The sequence below is a fragment of the Sphingobium sp. TomMM7A genome (assembly GCF_055397305.1).
On record NZ_AP027312.1, the window covers coordinates 153018 to 176548 of the forward strand.

10 protein-coding genes are annotated in these 23531 nt (G+C 65.2%); 5 read left to right on the top strand and 5 right to left on the bottom strand.

Annotation, left to right across the window (positions count from 1 at the left end):
- The first annotated feature begins 79 nt into the window (after positions 1–79).
- From ACZ5ZH_RS13540 to ACZ5ZH_RS13560, 5 genes are all read left to right on the top strand, one after another.
- Entirely contained in the window at positions 80–6622 is a 6543-nt protein-coding gene (locus ACZ5ZH_RS13540) for a histidine kinase (RefSeq protein ID WP_464773241.1), read from the top strand.
- A 144-nt stretch (positions 6623–6766) separates the two neighbouring features.
- Entirely contained in the window at positions 6767–8089 is a 1323-nt protein-coding gene (locus ACZ5ZH_RS13545) for a multiheme c-type cytochrome (protein ID WP_464773283.1), read from the top strand.
- A gap of 47 nt (positions 8090–8136) precedes the next feature.
- Positions 8137–10059, top strand: a complete 1923-nt coding sequence (locus tag ACZ5ZH_RS13550; protein WP_464773284.1) for a heme-binding protein — start codon at positions 8137–8139, stop codon at positions 10057–10059.
- 2 nt (positions 10060–10061) lie between these two features.
- On the top strand, positions 10062–11900 hold the full coding sequence (locus ACZ5ZH_RS13555; protein WP_464773242.1) for a hypothetical protein: 1839 nt from the start codon (positions 10062–10064) through the stop codon (positions 11898–11900).
- Positions 11900–15868 (top strand): LVIVD repeat-containing protein, encoded by a 3969-nt coding sequence (locus tag ACZ5ZH_RS13560; protein WP_464773243.1) that lies wholly within the window; start codon positions 11900–11902, stop codon positions 15866–15868. The genes ACZ5ZH_RS13555 and ACZ5ZH_RS13560 overlap by 1 nt, the downstream gene beginning before the upstream one ends.
- A 411-nt stretch (positions 15869–16279) precedes the next feature.
- On the opposite strand, the gene ACZ5ZH_RS13565 is transcribed toward ACZ5ZH_RS13560, so the two are convergent.
- The 5 genes from ACZ5ZH_RS13565 to ACZ5ZH_RS13585 all read right to left on the bottom strand — a co-directional run bounded on the left by ACZ5ZH_RS13565 (position 16280) and on the right by ACZ5ZH_RS13585 (position 23422).
- Entirely contained in the window at positions 16280–16852 is a 573-nt protein-coding gene (locus tag ACZ5ZH_RS13565; RefSeq protein WP_464773244.1) for a hypothetical protein, read from the bottom strand.
- 311 nt (positions 16853–17163) lie between these two features.
- Positions 17164–18012, bottom strand: a complete 849-nt coding sequence (locus tag ACZ5ZH_RS13570; protein WP_464773245.1) for a phosphodiesterase — start codon at positions 18010–18012, stop codon at positions 17164–17166.
- A 16-nt stretch (positions 18013–18028) separates the two neighbouring features.
- On the bottom strand, positions 18029–19825 hold the full coding sequence (locus ACZ5ZH_RS13575; RefSeq protein ID WP_464773246.1) for a cytochrome c3 family protein: 1797 nt from the start codon (positions 19823–19825) through the stop codon (positions 18029–18031).
- A 5-nt stretch (positions 19826–19830) separates the two neighbouring features.
- Positions 19831–20706: a hypothetical protein gene (locus tag ACZ5ZH_RS13580; protein WP_464773247.1), complete on the bottom strand. Its 876-nt coding sequence runs from the start codon at positions 20704–20706 to the stop codon at positions 19831–19833.
- 238 nt (positions 20707–20944) lie between these two features.
- Entirely contained in the window at positions 20945–23422 is a 2478-nt protein-coding gene (locus ACZ5ZH_RS13585) for a cyclic nucleotide-binding domain-containing protein (protein ID WP_464773285.1), read from the bottom strand.
- Positions 23423–23531: the final 109 nt, after the last annotated feature.

Sequence of the window (23531 nt, forward strand, 5' to 3'; positions counted from 1 at the left end):
GAAGGAATTGGCGAGAAAAACGCGTTTTTCCAAACTGTGTCGTTACGTTAGTGTAACGGCTTTGGCGGCGGGGTGTTGTGTGCCTGCCACGCGGGCGCAGACGGCGTTTCAGGGGAGCTTCATTTCCAGCACCGGGGCGCCATCGATCACACAAGGGACGTTGGGCGGGACGACCGATGTCATCACGGTAAGCAACCCCGAAACGATCATCAACTGGCAGCCCACGGACACATCGGCCCCGGCGGAGATTGATTTCCTGCCCACCGGCAAAACGGCGTCGTTCGTCAACGGCATGTCGGGCGGCGGCGATTATACGGTGCTGAACCGCATTCTGCCGGTCGATGGCAGCGGGCAAACCGTGTCCAGCATCATCGCCCTGAACGGCACGGTGCAGAGCGGCGCGGACGGCAAGATATGGTTCTACGCGCCGGGCGGGATCGTGGCGGGGCCGGGGGCGGTGTTCAATGTCGGGTCGCTGGTGCTCACCAGCAATGACATTGACACCACCGGCGGGCTTTATGGGATCGGGGGCGAGATCCGTTTTCGCGGTCCCACCAACGTCCTGACATCGGTCGAAGTGAAACCGGGCGCGCAGATCAATGCGCTGTCGAGCGGCAGCTATGTCGCGCTGGTGGCGCCGCGCGTGGTGCAGGGCGGGACGGTTAGCGTTAATGGCGCGGCAGCCTATGTCGGTGCGGAGGCTGCGGACATCAGGATCAACGGCGGCCTGTTCGACATCAGCATCAGCGCGGGCACGACCGACGCCAATGGCGTGGTGCATACGGGCAGCACCGAACAGCCAGTGCCTACGATAACTGATCCGCAGCATATCTTCATGGTCGCTATGCCGAAGAATGATGCGCTCACCATGCTGTTGTCCGGTAATATCGGCTATGAGGCGGCAGCGAATGCCGTTCAGCTAGGTAACGCGGTCGTGCTGGCCGCCGGATATGATGTCGTAGATAACGCTATCGGACCACGCAACACCACGGGCGTTGGAGCGGCCAACGTTAGCCTGACGGCTGCGCGTGAGATAACGGTGCATTCCGGTGCGGGCGGCGCAATTGCGGCGACTGGAAGCATGGACCTGACTGCGGGCGAGGCTATTACACTGCGTGTCGATCAGGGCGGCAGCATCAGCGTTGGCGGCGACCTGACCCTAACCGCCAGGATTGGCGGCGCAGGCGGCAAGATCGACCTGCTGACCTTTGGGGGCAGTGGATCCCCGGGGCAGATCGATGTGACGGGCGCATTGCGGCTGGACGCCAGCGCACAGGGGTTGGGGGACATCAACTTGCCCCAGCTGATCGGCGGGGATGCGACGGGTGGCGCGATCAGTGTCGTCGCGGAGGGCGGATCAATCAGTGCCGGCAGCCTACTGGCCTATGCCAATGCGACGGCCGGTGTTGGCAGCGACAGTTCGGGGAACGCAACGGGTGGATCGATCACCGTAGCGGCGCGAACCGCCCCAGGGCCAAGCGGCTCGCTGGCAGGGGCGATCGACTTTGGCAGCATGACGTTGGGCGCCTCTGCCGCGGTGGGAGATAGTTATTATTCTCCGGTGCTGGCCGGTGGCGACGCGACGGGTGGCGCGATCAACGTCATCGCGGCAGGCGGTTCGATCAGCGCGTTTAGCCTGTCCGCTTATGCCAATGCGACCGCCGGGGTCGGCAGCGACAGCGCGGGCAATGCAACGGGCGGAGCCATCACCGTATCGGCACGAACCGCCGCAGGACCGAGCGGGTCGCTGGCGGGGGCGATCGATTTTGGCACCATGACGTTGAGAGCGACCGGCGGGGTCGAATATAGCTATTCCTCCCCACCTGTCACTGGCGGCAACGCGACAGGCGGGACGATCGACGTCTCTGCGGCGGGTGGCGGCATCACAACCGGCTATTTCGACATATATGCCAGCGCGACCGGCGGCGATGCCAGCGGGGTGGCGGGGACCGGCACGGGGGGCAGCATTACCCTGTCGGCAAGTGCCGCAAACGGGCTGCGCGGCAGTTTCGCGGCCGATTGCACCTTTTATTGCAACGTCACCGCAGATGGCCGGGGCGGCTATGGTGCGAACGGGGCGAATGGCACGGGCGGGTCGATCCTGATCCATGCGACCGACGCGAGCTTTGTGGCCGATGGCAGTCTGTATCTGCAGGCGAAAGGCGTTGGCGGCGGCACGGAATCGTTCGATAGCGTCGCTGGCCGAGGGGGCGACGGGCTGGGCGGCAGCATAGCGGTGGAGAGCCGGGCCGGTGCAGCAGGCGACGCGGTGATGCGTTTCGGCGCACTCTATGCTTCGGCTGATGGCGCTTCCACGGAAGGATCGGAGGGCTTGATGGCCGAGTCGAGTTTCGGTGGCTCTGCGTTCAGTTCGGGAGGTTCGGCCTTTAACGAGGGCGATGGCGGGAACGGCACTGGCGGCTCGGTGAATTTCCTGGTCGCGGGCGGCAGTTTCGACGCGGCTAGCCTTTATGCTGGCGCCAATGGGCAGGGCGGGTCTTCCTCCGTCAACTGCCCGTCATGTGGTGACGGCGTCACGCCGTTTCAGGCGGGCAGCGGGCAGGGCGGATCGGTCCAGTTCCTGATGACCGGCGGCACCGCCAACATCGCCAATCTGGAACTGGGAGCGGGTGGCATCGGCGGCGAAGCGGTCGCGGCGAATGCCAGCGATGAAGTGACCAGCCTGGCCGGTACGGGCACTGGAGGCACGGCGATATTGGAGTCGCGCGGCGGCGTGCTGAATGCGGACAGCATTTTGGTTGAGGCCAATGGCGCGGGCGGCGGCCCCGACCCCTATTATTCCTTCTATTCCTCTAACGGACCCAATGGCGCGGACGGCGGCGCGGGCGTCGGCGGCACGGCGCGGTTGCTGATGGGCGCGGGCGGCACCGGCCAGATCGTCGTGACCGGTGAACTGAGCATCCGGGCACAGGGCCATGGCGGCGCTGGTGGTCAAGCAGGATCGGGTTCGCCCGGCGGCCTGTTTACAGCAGGCGTGGGCGGCAATGGCACTGGCGGCACGGCGGAACTGACGCTGGCGAGCGGAGCGCTGACCGCGCCATCGCTGATGGTGTCGGGGGAAGGCATTGGCGGTGCAGGGGGCGACAATAGTAGCGACCTGGCGGGCGGTGCGGCGGGCAACGGCACGGGCGGCACGGCGCGCGTCGCTTATCTGAGCGAAGGCCATATGATCGGCGCGTTGACCGTGTCGGCGGAAGGCAAGGGCGGCCAGGCGGGGATCAACCGCTACATCAGCGGCTTTGATCAAGTCACAGGCGACCCGATCTATGCCTTTGGCCCCGGTCAGGGCGGTGCGGGTGGCACCGGGACGGGCGGCACGGCGGACATGCTGATCGATGTCGATCCCAGCTTTGCCAGCCTGATCGTCAGCGCCGACGGTATTGGCAGCGCGGGCGCGGATAGCGCCAGCAGTGGCGCGGGCGGCACGGGCACTGGCGGCATCGCGGCGCTCAACATCGGTTTTGGCGCGACCAGCGTCAGTGGCGAGTTGCGCGTGTCGGCTTCCGGCTTTGGCGGTGTTGGCGGAACGGCGTTCAGCGGAGCGGCGGGCCGGGGCGGCGATGCCTTTGGCGGCGCGGCGACGCTGGGGCTGACCGGGGGATCAACCTCTCTCGACGCGGGCGACATCGGCGTGCTGGCCGAAGCACTGGGCGGCGCGGGCGGCACTGGCGCATTCCAGAGCGGGCTTGGGCTGGCAGGCGCGGATGGCGGTGACGCGCAGGGCGGGATGGCGCTGTTCGCGGTGAACGCCGGGGCGAGCGCGGTCACTGGCGCGGGACTGGTGTTGAGCGGTGATGCGACCGGCGGTGCGGGTTCGGCCGGGATTGACGGACTTGCCGGTGGCGCAGGCGGTTCGGGCGGTGATGCGGCTGGCGGGTCGGCCACATTGCGGATCGACGGCGGAAAATTGCGTGTAAGCAACAGCTTTTCGACGCTGCCCGCCTACAGCATCACGGCGGTTGGTCAGGGCGGCGCGGGCGCCAATGGCGGCGTTGCGAGCGACCCGGCGCTGGCCGATGGCGCGGGCGGCAACGGCGGAACGGGGGCGGGCGGTGTCGCCTCCTTCGAAGCGAGCGATGGCGATTTCCTGCTGGGGCCGCTTTCCATCGCCGCGGACGGTGCGGCGGGGCTGGCTGGCGTGGGCGGGATCGACGGCCTGACGAGTGGCGGGACGGCTTCCCTCACCAACGGCGGCGGTGTCGCGCTGGGTGCGGGTGTGCAGCGGCAGCTGGCTTCATTGGCGATGACCGCCAATGGCGATGCGGGCGGCCGGATCAGCTTTGCCGACGGCAGCAGCGCGGCGGGCGGCGGCCTGCGCGTGGCCGGGCCGATGACTTTGCATGCGGCGGGCAAGGTAGTGCCGGGCTTCACCGGCATCAGCTTTGCCGCGTCGGGCAATGTGGTGCAGGTCGATGGCGCGGCCGATTTCCTGACGGAAGGACCGCTGTCCTTTGCGTTCAACGGCGGCGGCGCGCTGGCGGTGACGGGCGCGCTGACCGGCTTTTCGGGCACGAGCATCGCGTTCAGCCATACTGGACGGGCGGCAGGCACGGACAGCCTGTCGGCGGCCAGCATTGCCCTCGACACGCCGGGCAGCATCAGCGCGTCGGGCGCATCGCTGCGTTCGGCGGGATTGCTGACGATGCTGGCGCGGGGCGGCGACATCGGCTTGTCAGGCGGCAGCGCGCTGACGGCGGGCAGTGACCTGCGGCTGTTTGCGCAGGGTAGCATCGATGGCGCGGGCGGCGACCTGCTGTCCGGCGGCCGGGTGGCGATCGGGCTGGGTGGCGCGGGCAGCATCACGCTGGGCAACCTGTCATCGGCCGGGCTGCTCGACATGGCGGACGCGAGCGGCAATGCGCTGGGCGGATCGGGCATCGCGATCGGTGGTGACTTTGTGATCGGCGGCGCGCTGACGATCGGCGCTGGCAGCGGGAGTCTGTCGGCGGCACGGATCAACATCGGCACCTTGAATGCGGACAGCCAGACGCTGACCGCGACGGGTGGTTTGCAGATCGGCAATGCGGTTATGAGCGGCGACCTGATCGTGAACGGCAGCCTGCAACTGGGCGGCAGTGACATTGGCGGCCTATTGCAGCAGCGCGGCGCGGTGCTGCAATTTGGCGGGCAGGTGCTTGCCGGGGCAATCGACATTGACGCGGACAGCATCAGCGGCGCCGTGATGACGGCGCGAACGGGTGATCTGCTGCTGCGGTCGATCGGCGGACTGAACATTGCCGATGCGCAGGCTGCCGGCGGCATCTCCATGACCTCCGGCGGTGCGCTGACCATCGGCAATGCGGTGGCGGGCGGCTCGCTGGCCCTGAACGGATCGGGGATCAGCGCGCAGGCTCTGGCTTCGGGTGGAGCTGCGGCGTTGGATGCGGGAGCCGGTGACCTGGTGGTGAACGACCTGCTGGCGCAGGGTGCGATCACGGCGTTGGGCCGGAATATCAGCCTGGGGTCGAGCGGCGGGATGGCGATCGCCAATGCCGTGGCGAGTGGCGATGTGCTGTTGAATGCCGCAGGGCTGGTGGCAGTGAACGGCCGGGTCAGCGGCCAGGCGGTGACGATCGGTTCTGGCGACATCGCGATTTTAGCCAATGGGCAAGTGAGCGCGGTGGGACTGTTGCGCTTCGATGCCTCGGGTGCGCAGGCGTTCATTGGCGGTGGCGATGCGACGGCGGGCTACAGCCTGTCGGCGGCGGAGCTGGGCCGTGTATCGGCAGGCGGCATTGCGATCGCGGGCGCGGGGGATGTGGCCGTGCGCGACCTGACGATCGGGACCAATGTGCTTCCGGGCGGCGGCGTGATGAGCATTGGCGCGGCCGGGCTGTTGCGTGTGCAGGGCGCGGTGGCGATGACCGGGCGAACGGGCGATGGCGGGCTGACGCTGACGGCGGGAGACGCGTTGGAGGTGATTGCGGGGCTTGGCTCCATCGCGATCAGTGACGGCAATGGCGGGCTGGGCGGCGTGCTGACGCTTGACGCGCCGTCCATCTATGTCGCGACGGCGGAGGCGATTGCTGATGTCCGGGCGGCGGATTCGGTGACGGCGCGGGATTTGCGGCTTGGGCAGAATGATGGGCTGGCGCTGGACGCGGGGATGTTGCAGGCGGGGACGATCCGTCTGGCCGCGACCGACGGCATCTTCATCCAGAATAGCGGGCTGTCGACCAGCTTTGCCGACCGACGCGGCTTTACCGCCAACAGCCTGATCATCAGCAGTGGGAACGGAAGTCCCCAGATCGCGATAAACGGGCGGCTGGCGCTGGCTGGCGGGGGCTTTGCAACCGGGCTCGACACGATCCCGCTGGTGGCGATGGATGGACATTATGCTGCGGGATCGAAGATCAACGGCTGCTTCATCTTCGGGTCGTGCACCGCGTTGAGCTTCGACAGCAGGGACACGTTCGACGGCCTGCTCGATCCCACGGTAGCGGTGTCGCGCATCTTCCCGACGGCGTTCATCGCGTTGCGGGATGTCGTGACGGAGGGCTTTCCTCCACTGATCGACGAGCCGGTGACCGGCGCGGGCAACGAGGATCTGTGGGAAGCGCCATGCGGCGGACCGGGGGAACCGGCCTGCGATGCCCAATAAGCGGAAAGATCAAGCGAAACGGGATTGAAAGGGTAGCGCGGACGCGGCTAGAGCGGTCGCGCGCAAGGGGGCGTGTGAATGGGGGGCTTCAGGAGCTACGGAGTGAGCAGGCGGGCGGCTGGCGTGGTAGTGCTGGGCGCGGCGATGCTGCTCGTGCTGCTGCTGTGCGCCTTGCCGGGGAGCGGCCGGGGGGCGGCTGACGCGGCTCCGGTGGCGCGCGGGTTCACGGGTGTTGCCTCCTGCGCGGGCTCCACCTGTCACGGGCGGATGGAAGGCGACGGCAAGGTCGTGCGCCAGGATGAGCTGATGCGCTGGCAGGAGCCTTCCAGCCCCGGCGGCGCGCATAGTCGCGCTTTTGCGGTGCTGAGCGGCACGCGCGGGCGGCAGATCGCGGCGACGCTGGGCTTGGGCGATGCGACGGCGGCGCCCGCTTGCCTTGGATGCCATTCGACTCCGGCGGCGGGCACGCGGGTGCTGGCGAGCGATGGCGTCGGGTGCGAAGCGTGCCACGGCGCGGCGGGCGGATGGATCGCGTCGCACTATGCGGTCGGGGCGAGCCATGCGTCGAACGTCGCGGCGGGGATGATCCCGCTGGACCGGCCCCAGGCGCGGGCTGCGGTGTGTCTCGATTGCCATTTTGGGAGCGACCGGCCGGGGCAGTTCGTCGATCACCGCATGATGGCGGCGGGGCATCCCCGCGTCTCGTTTGAACTCGACCTTTTCTCCTCGATGCAGGCGCATCATGATGAGGATGCCGACTATGCACGGCGCAAGGGGCGGACGGACAGCCTGAAGCTGTGGGCGGTGGGTCAGGCGATGGCGGTGCAGCGCGCACTGACCCTCTATGCGGGCGCGAAGGGGACGGAAGGGGCTTTCCCGGAATTCTATTTCTTCGATTGCCAGAGCTGCCACCGGCGAATCTATGATCAGGCAGAGCGCAGCAAGACATGGGAAGCGAACCCCGGACGGCCGATCCCGGCGGGCATGCCGCCCTTCAATGACGAGAATATGATCATGCTGTCGGCAGCGGCCAAGGTGATCGCGCCGGAAGCGGCGGCGCGGTTCGATGCGGATAGCAAGGCTTTTCATGCCGCCATCGCGCGGGATCGGGGCGCAACTGTCGCAGCAGCAGGCAAGCTGGCGGCGAGCGCGGGGGCGCTGGCGAGTGGCTTTGCGGGGGCAAAGACGAATGGCGACATGGCGTTTGCCATCGTCAGCGAGATTGCGGGGGGAGCGATCAGCCCGCGCTTCACCGATTATGAAGGGTCGGTGCAGGCGGTAATGGCGATCGATACGCTGCTCAACAGCATGGTGAAGTCGGGCCGCGTGACCGTGGGCGCAGCGGCAGGCATCCGGGCGGACGTCAACCGCGCCTATGCAGCGGTCAAGGAGCCCAACAGCTATCAACCCGCCGCTTTCCGCAGCGCCTTGGGCAGTGCGGCGCGCAGTATCGGAGCATTGCGGTGAGCGGATTGCGGCACAGATTGAGCGCGTTCGCGGCGCTGTCGGCGTTGATGCTGGCGTCCTGCGGCGGTGGCGGCGGCAGCAGTGGCGGAAGCGGCGGGTCGCCCACCCCGACCCCGACGCCCACGCCGACGCGCCTCTATGCCGATCCGGCGCAGGAGGCGCTGACCGTCGCCGATGTGGAGAATGTCTTAGCGCATGCGACCGCTGAGGCTCAGGCGCGGAGCCTGCCTGCGGTGATTGCCGTCACGGATCGCGTGGGCAATGTGCTGGCCGTGTTCCGCATGAACGGTGCGCAGGCCACCGCGACGACCAGCGCCGCACCCAACGGGCAGAATATAGACGCGCAGAATCTGACCGTCCCGGCCGAGGCTGGAGCGATCAGCAAGGCGATCACCGGGGCCTATCTGTCGAGCGGGGGCAATGCCTTTTCGACGCGCACGGCGAGCATGATCGTGCAGGAACATTTCCCGCCCGCGCCGGGGACGGTGGGGCTGGAGAGCGGGCCGCTGTTCGGCGTGCAGTTCAGCCAGCTGCCCTGTTCGGACCTGTCGGCGCGCTACATGTCGTCGGGTTCACAAGCGATGATCGGGCCGAAGCGGTCGCCGCTGGGGCTGGCGGCTGATCCGGGCGGCTTTCCGCTTTACAAGAATGGCGTTGTCGTCGGCGGCGTCGGGGTGATGGCGGACGGGGTCTATGGGTCCGACGCGAATGTCACCGACACGGACAATGATCCCGAGGAATATATCGCGCTGGCCGGGACGCTGGGCTTTGAAGCGCCCGACAGCATCCGTGCCAACCGCATCTTCGTGGACGGGACGTCGCTGCGCTATTCGGACGCGGCCTATGCGGGGTTGATGGCGAGCGGGGGCGCGAGTTTTGCGGCGATCAACGGCAGCGCCGGGTCGCTGGTGGCGGTGCGTGGCTATTATGGCGATCCTGCGCCGATGGTGCTGGCGGGCGTTGCCTATGGCAGCGAGCTTTCGGGCGTGCGCGCTTCAAGGGCGGCGGAATTTTCTAATCGCGACGCCTTCGTGCTGACGGACGGGTCGGGGAATAACCGCTTCCCGATCCGGGCGGCGACCGATGCCGGGGATGTCGCGCAGCCGCTGACCGCCCCAGAGGTGACGGCGGTGCTGGAGGAAGCCTTCACCATCATGAGCCGGGCACGGGCGCAGATCAGGCAGCCGCTCGACAGCCGGGCACAGGTGACGATCAGTGTCGTGGATACGCGGGGCGCAGCGCTGGGGATCGTGCGGTCGCCCGATGCGCCGATCTTCGGCACCGATGTGAGCTTGCAGAAGGCGCGCACGGCGGCTTTCTTCTCGGGCGCTCATGCTGGGCCGGACCTGCTGGCGAGCAGCAGCGCGGATGTGGCGGCGTTCGTGGGCAAGGCGCGGACTTTCCTGAATGATCCGGCGGCGCTGACGGGCACCCATGCCTTTACCGACCGCGCAAATGGCAATCTGTCGCGCCCCTATTTCCCCGATGGCGAAGTGGGGCGTCCCAATGGGCCTTTCTCCCGCCCGATCGCGCAGTTCAATCCTTTCTCCACCGGCTTGCAGTCGGCATTGGTGGTGGGCGACCTCGCGGCGCACTTGGCCTACGTGACGGGCGCGAGTGCGACCGACACGCCGCAACGTTGTTCGGCGGTGACGGGCGTGGGCGCAGGAAACCGCATCCAGAACGGCGTCCAGATCTTTCCCGGCTCCGTGCCCATCTATCGCGGCAATGTGCTGGTTGGCGCGATCGGGGTGTCGGGCGACGGCATTGATCAGGACGACATGATCAGCTTCCTGGGCGCGCATAATGGCGGGCAGCGCGGCGGCGGCATCGGTAACGCACCTGCCGCGATCCGCGCGGATCAGATTGTCGTGGACCTGGGCAATGCGTCGGTGCGGCTGCGCTATGTAAGCTGTCCCTTTGCGCCGTTCCTCGACAGTGGGTCGCAAAATGTGTGTCAGGGGCTGTAAGGGTGGGACTTGCCGCTTTCCTGCCGCTCTTTGCGCTGGCGCAGCCGGGCGAGCCCGTGCCGCCGCCTCCGCCCGATAATTGGGAAGAGATTTTGAACGCGCCCGAAGCGGGTGCCGATGATCAATCGATCGAGGGCCGACGCAGGCCCGGCTATGAAGCGCCGCTGCCCGAAGCAGTGACGCAGGATAATGCGGGGGCCGTGCGCGCGCCGCCGCCTGAGGCTTTTCCGGTCGATCAGGTGCCCATCCCGGATCGCTGGCGGCTGATTGAATCGCTGGGCGTGGTCAAGGAACGCTGGTTCGATCCCTACGGGCAGAACACGCTGAAGGGCGACCGGCCGATCGACCGCGAGAAGGCGAAGTGGCTGCCGATAAAGGGCGACGACTGGTTCTTCGTCGCCAATGCGGTGAGCGACACGGTGATCGAGCCGCGCACCTTTCCCATTCCCGTCGGCGTCCAGACGACCGAGCGGCCGGGCAGCATTAATGTGTTCGGCAAGGATGCCAGCTATGTGCTGAGCCAGACCTTCATCGGCGGGGTGGCATTGATCAAAGGATCGACCGCGTTCAAGCCGCCGGAGATCGAATATCGGCTGACGCTGGCCTATAATATCAACCATGTGAATGTGCCCGAACGGCGGGTGCTGTTCGTGGAGCCATCGAAGCCGAGCCACCGGACCGACCATTTTCTGGGGGTGCAAGAAGCCTTCATCGATTACCATCTGGCGAACACGTCGGATCGTTATGACTTCCGCTCGATCCGCGTCGGCATTCAGCCGTTCCAGTCGGATTTTCGCGGTTTCCTGTTTAACGACCAGCAACTGGGCATTCGGCTGTTCGGCAATCGCGACAATAACCGTTTCCAGTTCAACCTCGCGGCCTTCTGGCGGTTGGAGAAGGATACGAACAGCGGTCTCAACTCCGTGGTGCAGTCGCCACGGCGGGACTGGGTGTTCCTCGCTAACCTCTACCGCCAAGACTTCCTGATCCCCGGCCTCACCAGCCAGATCACCGCCGTCTATAATATGAACCGCGAGGCCGGGCGGATCGAGATTGATGACAATGGCTTTCCGGTGCGGCCAGCCCTGCTCGGCGACCTGCGCGGGCGGGATTATGATGTCGTTTATCTGGGCTATAATGCCGATGGGCGGGTCGGGCGGATCAACCTCACGGCATCTGTTTACGGCGCGCTGGGGGAGGATCGGAACAGCTTCTTCACCTCGGAACCTGCGCAGATCAGGGCGTTCTTCGCCGCTGCCGAAGCGAGCATCGACAAGGACTGGATGCGTTTCCGCCTGTCGGGACTTTATGCGAGCGGCGATGGCGATCCCTATGACAATCGCGAAAATGGCTTCGATGCGATTTTCGAGAACCCGATCTTTGCAGGCGCGGACACCAGCTATTGGATCAGGCAGACCATCCCCTTCGCAGGCGGCGGCCGCGTCATCGGCATCAACGGCCGCAACGGCATATTGAACTCCCTGCGCTCCTCGAAGGAGCAGGGTCAGTCGAATTTCAACAATCCCGGCACGATGCTGCTGGGCGCGGGGGCGGATTTCGATGTGCTGCCCGAACTGCGGCTGTCGGCCAATGCCAACCATCTGTGGTTTGAAAATACAGCCATATTGCAGGCGCTGCGCAACGAGGGGAGCATTCCCAAGTCGATCGGCTGGGACCTGTCCACCGCCGCGATCTGGCGGCCAAAGGCTACGCAGAATATCGTGTTTCGCCTGTCGGGCGCGACCCTGCTGCCGGGCGCGGGCTTCCGCGACCTTTTCACCAATAGCGAGCGCAACCGGAATTATTATTCGGTGCTCGGCAACCTGATCCTGAGTTATTGATGCGGCCTTTCTTCGCCTTTCTGTTGCTGATCCTGGCCGCGATGACGGTGCCGGTGGTGATCCTGCACGCGTCGGATGCGGAGAAGCCGGTGGCGCGCGTCTACGCGGTGACGCCGCCTGCGCCCATGAGCCAGACCGCCGATCAGGTCGCGGCCAAGTCGGATGGCTGCTATAGCTGCCACACCAAGACCGACGAACCGTCGATGCACGCAACCCCGGCGGTGATGCTGGGCTGCGTCGATTGTCATGGCGGCGACGCGACGGTGCGCGGCGATCCCGCCCATGGTTTCGAAGATCCCGCCTATGTCGCGGCGCGGGAAAAGGCGCATGTGCTGCCGCGCTATCCGGAAAGCTGGCATTATCCGTCCTCGGCGAACCCGAAGCGGACTTATGCCCTGCTCAACCGCGAGGCGCCGGAGTTCGTGCGCTTCGTGAACCCCAGCGACTATCGCGTGGCGCGGGAGGCTTGCGGGTCGTGCCATATGCAGACGATCGAGGCGGCGGAGCGGTCCCTGATGGCGTCGGGCGCGATGCTGTGGGGCGGCGCGGCTTATAATAACGGCATCGTGCCGTACAAGAATTACATCTTTGGCGAGGCTTATACCAAGGATGGCAAGCCCGCGAAGATCGTCTCGCCCGGTTCGCCCCCCGGCACGCTGACGGCCGAGCAGAAGGCGCGCGGCGCGCTGGCCGAACTCTATCCGCTACCCAACTGGCAGGTGACGCCGCCCGGCGATGTGTTCCGCGTGTTCGAGCGCGGCGGCCGCAATATCGCGACGCAATTCCCGGAGATCGGCCTGCCCAATCCCACCGGCGCCATCCAGCGGCTGGAGGAACCGGGACGGCCTGACCTGAAGCAATCAAGCCGGGGGCCGGGGACGGGCCTGCGCGTGGCGATCCCGGTGCTGAACCTGCACAAGACGCGCCTCAACGACCCCTATATGTGGTTCATGGGGACCAATGATCAGCCGGGCGACTATCGCCATTCGGGCTGTTCGGGATGCCATGTCGTTTATGCCAACGACCGCGAGCCGAGGCATAGCCTGACCTATGCGCAATATGGGCGCGACGGGCAGACGGCGACGGTGGACCCGACCATCGCAAACAAGATGGAACATGGCGCGCTGAAGGGTGCCCATGACGAAACGCCCGATCATCCCATCGGCGCGGTCAAGGAAAGCGGGCATCCGATCCGCCACGCCTTCACCCGCGCGATCCCGACGGCGCAGTGCATGAATTGCCACATGCACCAGCCCAACATCTTCCTGAACAGCTATCTCGGCTACACCATGTGGGACTATGAATCCGACGCGGCGCTGATGTGGCCGGAGAAGCAGAAATATCCGGACGCGGCAGAGGTTCACAAGACGCTGGAGCGGAACCCGGAAGGGGCCGGGCCGAAGGGCAACTGGTCGGACCTCGACTTCCTGCGCAACGTATATGATCTGAACGACAAGGCGAAGGATACGCAGTTCGCCGACTATCATGGCCATGGCTGGAACTTCCGCGGCGTGTTCAAGCGCGACCGTGAGGGCAATCTGCTCGATGCGGACGGCAAGGTCGTGTCGAACGACGATCCGGAGAAGTGGCGGAAGAAAGGCGAGGGCAAGTTCGTCCAGCCCGGCACCAATCCGGGCAAGTCCGTCCACCTCATGGACATCCACGCCGAAAAGGGCCTGCAATGCGCCGACTGCCATTTCGCGCAGGACAGCCATGGCAACGGCTTCATCTATGGCGAGGTGGCAAACGCGATCGAGATCGGGTGCAAGGATTGCCACGGCACGGCTGACGCCTATCCGACGCTGCTCACTTCGGGACCGGCCGCCCCGCCAAAGGGCACCAACCTGGCGCTGCTGCGCAACCCGGACGGCAAGCGGCGGTTCGAATGGTTTTACGATGCGAGCGGGCGGCGCAAGCTGATCCAGCGATCGATCGTCGATCCCAACCTCGAATGGGAAGTGTCGCTGGTGAAGGACAGCGTCGATCCCGCCAATCCGCATTTCAATGCCAAGGCGGCGCGCGCGAAGCTGATGAGCCGGTCAGGCGCGGAGGATGGCAGCTTCGCCTTCGGTCCCGGCGTGGCGAAGGAGGACCGGGCGCATGGCGATGACTCCATGGCCTGCTTCACCTGCCATTTGAGTTGGACGACAAGTTGCGGCGGCTGCCATCTGCCGATCGAGGCGAACTGGAAAACCTCACTCCACCATTATGACGGCGAGGAAACGCGCAACTTCGCCACCTACAACCCGCAGGTCGCGCGCGACGAGATGTTCCAACTCGGCAAGCATATGACGACCAAGGGGAATGAGACGGCCCCGGTCAGATCGACGTCCGCGTTGGTGCTGTCATCGACCAACATCAACCGTGAGCGCATCTATATCCAACAGCCGCCGATTTCGGGCATCGGCTTTTCGTCGCAGGCGTTCGCGCCGCACTTCCCGCATACCGTGCGAAAGACCGAGACGAAGACCTGCTCCGACTGCCACCTGTCGGCGAAGGACGATAACAACGCGATCATGTCGCAGCTGATGCTGCTCGGCACGAACTTCGTGAACTTCGTCGGCCTCAATGCCTGGACCGGCCTCGAAGGCGGGTTCGAAGCGATCCGCGTCGCCGAATGGGACGAACCGCAGGCGGTGATCGGGTCTTACCTCCAGAAATATGCCTATCCCGACTATTGGAAGCTGCATGTCGAGCAAAATGGCCGCGAGCTGAAAAACTGGGTGCGTGGACGTACCTTCGACAAGAAGGCGTCGGGCGAGACGCACCCGATCGAAGAATTCCGCAATGTCGTAAAGGGCACCGCCGATCGCGTCGGCTGCCTGCAACTGCGCGGCGAATATATGTATGTGGCGGAAGGGAAGGGCGGCTTCCGCGTCTATGACGTCGCGTCAATCGCCAACAAGGGCTTTTCCGAGCCGATCCTCAGCGGGCCTTTCTCGAAGCTAGGCCATAATACGGGCGTAGCGTCGAAGAATGCGACCTGCATGGCGCTCCCGACCAATCAGCCGATCAACCCGTTGCGCAGCACGAAGGAGTTGCGCGAGATCAACCAGGAACAGCCCTTCCTGCCAATCTACAGCTATGCGGCGGTGACGGACAGCGTCGAGGGGCTGATCATGGTCAATATCGAGACCATGGCCGATGGCGAGTTTCGCAACAATTTCCTGAAGCGCGCCGTCACCTGGAACCCGGATGGTGTGTTAAACGGGGCACGACATATCCAGCTTGCCGGGCAAGTCGCCTATATCACCGCTGACGTGGGCCTGGTGGTCGTGGACCTTGCCGATCCGCTGCACCCACGCCTCACCGCCGTCCGCCCGCTCAAGGATGCGCGGGCGAGCGCGATCCAGTTCCGCTACCTCTGGGTCACCGACGCCGACGGGTTGAAACTGTTCGACGTGACGAAGCTCACCGATCCGGTGGCCCTGCCATCCGCGACCGTGCCGCTGAAGGATGCGCGCCGCATCTATCTGGCGCGCACCTATGCCTATGTCGCGGCGAAGGCCGAGGGACTGGCGATCGTCAACATCACCAATCCCTTGAAGCCCAGCCTTTATGCCAAGGAGACATTCGGCGGACAGATGACGGACGTGGAGGATGTCATCGTCGGCACCACCAACGCCTCCCTCTTCGCCTACGTCGCGGACGGCCGGAACGGCATGAAGGTGATCCAGCTGACCAGCCCGGCGAGCCAGCCCAATTTCTACGGCTTCTCCCCCGCGCCCAAGCCCGAACTGATCGCCTGGGCGCGTACGCCCACCCCTGCGGTGGCGCTATCCAAGGGGCTGGATCGCGATCGGGCGGTGGATGAGACGGGCGGGCAGATCGCCGTATTCGGACGACTGGGATCGCGGCCCTTCACCCGGACGGAGATGGAGCGGCTATTCCTGACGTCGAAGGGCGTGCCGTACAAGGTCAGCGATGAAGTGGACATGAAGAGCTGGCGACCGCCTTTGCTGCGGTGAGGGGGATGTGGGTCGCGTTTGCCATCGGCTGCATGATCTGTGCGTTAGCCTGGCGAACCGCCACATCGCTTACGGCACCTATGAGCTAAAGAGCGATCCCCACAGTTTCCAGCCCACGCCCAGGGTGAGGCCGATAAGCGCGGTGACAATGAGCACATCGAGCGCTGACAGATCGTCGTCGTTCCGGGCCATTGGCTGGTCTCCTGCTGCCGCCGATCGTGGCGCCGACGACGGCAGCGCGTGAGCCTATCATGCTTCGGGCGCGAATTGCGATGGGGACGATGGAGTAGGGCGAGAGGGTTTCAATGTTTGGCCTTCGGAGGAGATGACAGGCAGAGCGGCTGTTGATGACCATTAGTGGCCATTGAGAACCAACTGCGCTTGCACCAGAAACAGACATAGCTGGGACACCTATTCCCGGCTTTTTGTCAGCCTGTAGGGGCTGTAATCCTCGTTCAATTCATTCACCTCGGCCCGTGTCGCGAGTGCCATAACAATCTGGTCGGCGGTCGATCCTTGCCAGACGAACCGGCATTCCTTTGGACGGTCGATTGCGTCAACGCATAATCTTTCCCCACCGCGAAACGCTTCCGTAATCCAGCGACCCTCATAAACGCGGTAAGCTCGTTGACACATTCCCATCTGCCAGCGCCCGTCTGCGAAGAATGTTTCATATGGCGGACATCCGCCCCGGAACATCGCATTCACCTTTGCGCCGGGATAGGGTTCGTATGTCGTATCGATGACTATGGTGCGGTCTGAAATCATCGCCGTTATTTGTTGCCCAGTCAGTGGTCGCCATTGTGGTTGTGCCAACCTCAGCGGGAGCGTGTGGAACGTGTGTTCGGCGTTGGCCGGTTCTGCCCTAACTGGTGCCAGCCCATCCCACAGCAGGAGCAAGATGATTGCCGACGCGAGAACCGGAGTACGTTTCATAGGAATAGCGTAGACGATAACTCGTCTGCTTTCCAACAGGTGCGGCATACAAGCAGACAGCCCACTAGCCACCCCATCAGGACATGCCCCTCCGCACGTGGAAAGGGTGGCGGAGGGAGTCGGCGAGCCGCTGCAAAGCAAGGCGAATGTTACTTAAGCCCACCCCCGACCCCTCCCGCCTGCGGGAGGGGAGAAAGTCCGCAATCCGCCCTAACTCCAAAGGTCATGCGGATCGACACGGCCCTCATCCAGCCCGTCATCTTGTACAAGTGATGGCGCCCCAAGGGGCGTCCATTCCTCACGCCCTCCCCATCCGGTTGGGCGCAGCGGCCTTGCTCAGATTCTGGCGGACGCCGCCGTCACGCCGGACGTTCATCCATCAGCATGCGGACCAGCGGCTGCATGCTCGCGTCGAACTTTGCCAGCATCGCCTGATCGCCCGCCGTTTCGAAATGCGTGACAAGGCCATGCTCCGTCCAGCGGTGAAGCGCATAGGCGGGCGCGTCGGAGATGATCATCGGCCGGTTGTCCGGGGCGTCCGGGTCCATTGGCCGAAGGTCCAGCGCCAGTTGCGGGGCGGTTGAGGAGCAGATCGCAACGGTCGTGCCCTGCCACGGCGCGGTTATGGTGCGGTGAAGGTGGCCGCAGAGGAGTGCGGCGATGTTGGGGCGGTTTGCGATTGCGGCGGCGAAACGCTGGACCCAGGGTTCGTCCGGGTGGGTGTTCATCCATTCGATCCCAGCTTCGACCGGGGGATGATGCAGGACGATGAGGGTGGGCGTTTCGGCATCCTCGTCGAGACGAGCCGTTAGCCACTCCGCGCGGGCTTCGCAGAAGGCGCCCCCGTGGCGGCCGGGCTCCAGCGTGTCGAGGATCAGGATGCGGCGGTTTTCCAGCGCGATGACATAGTGTACGAATCCGTCCTGCCGCGGGATGTGCGGGAAATGCTGCGCGAAATTGGCGCGGTCGTCATGATTGCCCATGGCGGGCCAGACCGGGAAGGGGCATTGGGCAAAGGCTTCCGCGAGGGCGCGGTAGCTTTCGGTGTCGCCCCGCTCGGTCAGATCGCCGGTCGCGAGCAGCAGGTCCGGGCGGTTGGGGCCGTCGATCAAAGCGCGCAGCACCTGATCGAGCCGCTGGCGGTTAAGCTCCGCCGGATTGCCGGGGTCAAAGCCGAGATGAATGTCGGTGATCTGGGCGATCAGCATGGTCTTTAGCTCCCCCTTACCCGTCGCGGCCGGTGCGCCGTGGCCTGTCCGCCTGATCCCGTCTGACCGCGCGATCGGCGGGCGTCCATGGCGCGCCGTCGCCGACATGATAGCTGTGGCACATGGCGCAGCCGGACGGCACATCGGCCTTCGCCTTTTCACCGCCATGGCAGGTGCGGCAGCTGTCGATGCCGGGCAGCAGCAATTGGCGCGCGTCATGGCTTTTGGGCGCGGCGTGGCAGCTTTCGCAACTCTCGGTAGCGTGCGCCTTATGATCGAACCAGCCCTTCATCATGTAGCGCATGGGCTGGTGGACGGGTGCGACTTGCCAGCTCGTCCCGCCCCCGGTGACGATGTGGCAGTCATAGCAGGCCCCGCCCTTGGAAAAGACCGCGCGGATGGCGTCGTCGGCGCGAGAGGGTCGAGCGGCCGCTGCGCCGAAATAAGCATGATAGACCCGGCCCTGCGCATAGTCGCCAGGGCGGCGACGGGCCATGCCGCCGAGCGAGAGCGGCGCGGCGGGCGCGGTGGAGCGGTAATAGGCGCGCAGGTCCGCTATCACCTGATCGGGCTGACCATGGCGCAGGGTGCGGACGGTGCCGCCGATCGTCTCGAAAGCGAGGCTGTGGCAGGACTGGCAGTCGCGCTCCATATCGACGGGCAGGAAGCGGACGCCATCGGCGGTCGGCCGGTGGCAATCCTTGCAGGCGAGCGCGTCGCCATAGCCCGATTGCGCACCCAGCGTGCGGGCCATGCGGGCGACGCCGCCGGTCTTTGACAGGTGGATGTCGTGCGGGAATTTTAGGCCGCTGTTGTCCATCGGTTTGGCGTCGAGGGAGGCGCGGGTGAAGCTGGGGTGCTTGCCGGGATTATATTGGACGAGCGCGGTGAATTGGGGGTGATCCGTGCCGAAATCGCTGGCGTTGGCGAGCTTCGTGTCCTTCAGCCGATCCTTCAGGCTGCCGTGGCAGTCGGTGCAGAACGCCTGTGGCGCGGGCTGCATCGGGCCTGCGCCTTCATGTTCGCGATGGCAATCGACGCAGGCGCCTTCGGGCGGCTTGCCAAAGGTCGTGGCGACGAGGTTCAGGAACTTGCCGCCAACGCCCGGCTCCGCGCGCGCCATGGCGATGCGGGCGGCGGGGGCGTGGTCGTGGACGGACTTGTGACAGGTCTGGCAGGCGGTATCGCGGACGGACACGAATGCCTTTTGGTGACAGGTCTCGCATTTGCCTTCGAGCGCGTGGTGGGCTTGGCTCAGGGGGCCGGAGGACCATGCGCCGTCGCCCTTCACGCTGTAGATGTTGCGCGTGTCGTCGGCCGGACGGGTGGCGTAGCTGTAGATCGGGATCGCCAGGAAGCCGATGAGGATGGCCAGCACGAGGCCCCAGGCGGTCAGGCGCTTGGGCGGGGCGAGGCGGGCGAGGGAGAAGACGCGGGCCTCCTCCTTTTCCTCCGACGCATCGGACACGGCATCGACGCGGCGGATGGAGAGGATGGTTGCGCCGTCTTCGGCGCTGACGGTGATGCGGTGGCCGCCGAAGCGCAGTTCCGCGCCCTTGGCGGTGTCGATGTCGGCCGAACGGGTGGTGCGGCCTTCGATGTCGAAGCCCAGCGTGCCGGTGGCGCGAACACGGATGGTGCGCGCGTCGATCTGCTCGATCCGCGCGTGATCGGGTTCGAGCGCGAGGTCGGGGAGGTGAATGTCGTTGGTGGAGGCGCGGCCCAACGTGAGCTGCGGCTTTGCGACCGTCGCACTGCGGACGATCTCGCGACCGTCGGCGGTCAGGCTGATCTGGCGGACTGTGAAGCTCATGGCGCTCACCAGTAGAAAAAGACGCTGACGATATGCGCGGTCAGCGCGGCCAGCAGGGCGAAGGTGGCGGGCACATGGAGGTAGAGCCAGATTTCCAGCAGCGCCTTTAGCCGCAGGTGGCGGCGGAGGCGGGCGAGCATCGCCTGCTTGCGTTCGAGCAGGGCATCGACCTTTTCCAGAGGCTCCTTGCCCGTATCCGGATGGTCGCCGGTCCAATGGCGGAGCGACGCCTGCGCGGCGGCGGTGGCGCAGCGTGGGTAGCGGCCCGAGAGGCGGGCGATCAGGCTGCCGCCGAAGGGATCGTCATTAAGCGACTGGCGAACGAGGCTGGCCTGTTCGTGGGGCAGGGGCTGGGCGGCGTCGTGCAACTGCCGGTCGATGGCCCGGATCGCCTCCAGCATCTGCACCTGCGTCATTTCCGCGCGGTTGTTGCTGAGTGCGGTGGGCAGGGTCGCATAGACGATGATGCCGAACAGGCCGGAGAGGATGACCAGCATCATCAGCACATAGGCGAGCGTATGAACGTTCCAGCCAAGCTGGAAGCCGGTGTGCAGCGTGCCGATGACGATGAGGCTGAGGCCCAGATAGACATGCGCGCTCGTCCATGCCTTGAGCGACCAGCGGCCGCGCGTCATGGCGCGCTTGCGCAGGCCCAGCAGGGTGAGCCAGAGAATGAGGCCGACGCCGATGGTGCCCAGCGTGTAGCCGTACCAGCTGCCGCCATTATGATGGGGCGTGACGTCGATCATCAGGTAAGTGGCGATGACGAGCAGGCAGAGAAGGCAAGCGATCTTCAGCCAGCGGAAATTGGCGTGGCGCAGGAACCCGTCATGGAGGGTTTCGCCTTTGACGCGGCGGGTGGAGGTAGCGCGTGTGGCCATCAGAGGATGACCACTTTGGTTTGCAGCGTCATCGTATCGAGATTAGCTCTCCTCCGTTCGCCCTGTTTGAGCGAGCCACCCGTCTCGCTCAAATGTCGAGGCCCCTTACTCTCTTGAAGAAAAGTGAAGCCCTTCGACAAGCTCAGGGCGAACGGAGGTAGGGGATTCCCATTAGCTGGGAGATCGATCCCCGACTGCGGCGGGATGACGGAAATGATGTAGGCAGAGATAGCCATACTCAATTCGCTTGCCCATCAAGACGGGCGACGGTCAGAAAATCCTCCGGCGACACGCGGATCGCAGCGCCGGTCGGGCAAGCGCGCACGCAAGCCGGGCCGCCATCAATCCCCGAGCACATGTCGCACTTGATCGCTTTCTTGGGCTTCTCGACCCCCGGTTCGGCATGTTTGTAGCGCCATTTCTTGGACGGCTCGCCCGGCCCCGGCCCCGCGCCGAAGAACATCCAGCTTAGCAAGCCCGGCTTCTTCGGCGGCACGCTGTCCATGCGGATCACGCCATAGGGGCAGTTGCGCTGGCAATTGCCGCAGCCGATGCAGGTTTCGTCGATGAAGACTTCGCCGTCCGGGCCGCGATGGATCGCGTTGGGCGGGCAGTCGGCCATGCAGTGCGGATGCTCGCAATGGCGGCAGCTCGTCGGCACATGCAGATGCGCGTAGGTGCGCCCCGCCTCCCGGTCGAGGCGCGACAAGCCCTCATGGCTGTCAGCGCACGCCTTTTCGCAATTGTCGCAGCCGACACAGAGATGTTCGTCGATCAGCAGCACGTCGGTCGCCTCGCCGATACCGTTGTCGACCAGGAACTTTGCCGTCTCTGAATACATATCCACGACGGTGGAGAAGCTGTCCTTGCGGCTTTCGATGAAGGCGTTGACGTCCTGCCGCGCGGCCATGTCGCGGCGGGCACGCTCCAGCAAGGCGGGCTTGGCGGCCATCAGCCGGGCGAAGGCGTCGCCGTTCAGCTTGATGACCTCGGACTTCACCGTCGCCTTGACCGTGGCGGTGCGCGGCCCTCCCGCGATCAGCGCCATTTCGCCGACATAGGAGCCGGCAGGAAGGTAGGAGAGGAAGACGTTCTTCCCCCCGATCTTCTTCTCCACGATCATGGAGCCGACACGGATCACATAGATGTCGTTGCCAAGGTCGCCTTCGGTCAGGATCGCCTCGCCCGCTTTGACGGTCTTGATCTCGGCGCCGTCGAGCACTTCGGTAAGGTCAGCAGGCGTCAGCCCCGCGCCGAACATCTGGAGCAATTGCCGCTCGGTCGATATACGGGTGATCGCGCGCTTGGCGGGCGGGTTGGAGGACATGAGCTTCAGCGCCGCCGTGCGCGACACCTCCACCATGATCGAGTCCGTCCCCGCGCGCACGGTCGAGCCGCGGCGGCGGCCTGAGATAAGGCCGACCTCGCCAAAAATGCTCCCCGCTTCGATCGCAACCTCGGTCCCCGGCGCGACCTCGACCAGCGCTTGCCCAGCCGCGATGCCGAATAGCGAGGAGCCGGGATCATGCTTCTCGAAAATCACCTCGCCGGAGCGGTAGGCGCGAACCTCGCTATCCAGCATGAACTCGCGCATCTGGAGGGGAGACAGCCCCTCCAGGATCGACACATTGGTGCGCAGGTATTCCAGCCATTCCGCGACGCCCTTCTGCCCCGGCAGGGCAGCGAATTTGGCGGCGAGGATCGGTTCGTCCGCAGGTTTCAGGTCGCGATTGCCGTTGATATATTCGACAACGTCATAGCCCTGATTCATGCAGTGCTTGATCAGCGGATAGCCCGCCAGCGCGCCGATAACGAAGATGCCGGGCGCGGTGCTTTCGAACACCGGCGACAGCTTCGGGAAGGCCAGCCGGTCGTTGCTCGCAAATTCGACGCCGCAGCTTTCAACGAAGGCGCGCGGCGGTGCCGACCCCATGCGGGCGATGATGCGGTCGCATGGCACCTTCACCTCGCCATCGCGGCTGTCGAGCGTGATGAAGCCCGGCTCGATCTTCGCCGTGGTCGATTCCGTCATGATCGACAGGCGACCGGCTTCGGCGGCGGCCATCAGCGCCTTGACGTTGGCGGGCTTCGCGCTGGCGAACTCCGTGCCCCGATTGAGGATGGTGACGACATTCCCCTGCGCCTCGTCAGCGGCCAGGCCCATGGCATTTTCAATGCCCGCGTCCCCGGTGCCGACGACGAAGATATGCTCGTCATTATAGTCGGCCGGGTCGTCCAGCTGATATTGCACATGGGGCAGATCCGCGCCCGGAACGCGCATCAGGTTGGGATTGCCCTGCGTCCCGATCGCCATGATCACCGCATCGGCAATAATTTCCCGCCCGTCGGTCAGCGTCAGGCGATAGGGTGGGGCGAGCCGCTGGATTTCCTTGGTATCGGTGGTCCCGTCCCGCTTGCGCTCAACGATCTTCTGGACCGATCCGGGGATGGGATCGCCCGTCCCGCTGATCGCCTTCACCTCTGCATTATAAGCGACGTTCAGGCCCTGCTCGGCGGCCTGCTCGTTCCAGCGGCCAAGGATCGCCTCGCGCTTGCCCGCATCGAAATCGCAATCGGACCGCAGCACGAGCTGGCTGGGCGTCGCCATCACATGCTTGCCCTTCTGATATTTGAAGATCGTGTCGGACAGATGGTCCGTCTTTTCGATCAAAAGGTGGGAAATTCCCAGCTGCGCCGCGCGCGCGGCCGCGCTCATCCCCGCCGGTCCCGACCCGACGATCGCGATACGCACGCGCTCAGTCACTTATTGCCCCCCTCTTGCGAGATCACCCGCAGCCCCGGCGATGCCCCTGCCGGTTTATCGT

Excerpts from the sequence above, each read along its gene's own strand:
- ACZ5ZH_RS13570 (WP_464773245.1), bottom strand. The coding sequence starts at position 18,012 with ATGCTGATCGCCCAGATCACCGACATTCATCTCGGCTTTGACCCCGGC.
- ACZ5ZH_RS13585 (WP_464773285.1), bottom strand. The coding sequence starts at position 23,422 with ATGAGCGCGGCCGCGCGCGCGGCGCAGCTGGGAATTTCCCACCTTTTG.
- ACZ5ZH_RS13545 (WP_464773283.1), top strand. The coding sequence starts at position 6,767 with ATGCTGCTCGTGCTGCTGCTGTGCGCCTTGCCGGGGAGCGGCCGGGGG.
- ACZ5ZH_RS13580 (WP_464773247.1), bottom strand. The coding sequence starts at position 20,706 with ATGGCCACACGCGCTACCTCCACCCGCCGCGTCAAAGGCGAAACCCTC.
- ACZ5ZH_RS13575 (WP_464773246.1), bottom strand. The coding sequence starts at position 19,825 with ATGAGCTTCACAGTCCGCCAGATCAGCCTGACCGCCGACGGTCGCGAG.
- ACZ5ZH_RS13565 (WP_464773244.1), bottom strand. The coding sequence starts at position 16,852 with ATGCCGCACCTGTTGGAAAGCAGACGAGTTATCGTCTACGCTATTCCT.
- ACZ5ZH_RS13550 (WP_464773284.1), top strand. The coding sequence starts at position 8,137 with ATGCTGGCGTCCTGCGGCGGTGGCGGCGGCAGCAGTGGCGGAAGCGGC.
- ACZ5ZH_RS13560 (WP_464773243.1), top strand. The coding sequence starts at position 11,900 with ATGCGGCCTTTCTTCGCCTTTCTGTTGCTGATCCTGGCCGCGATGACG.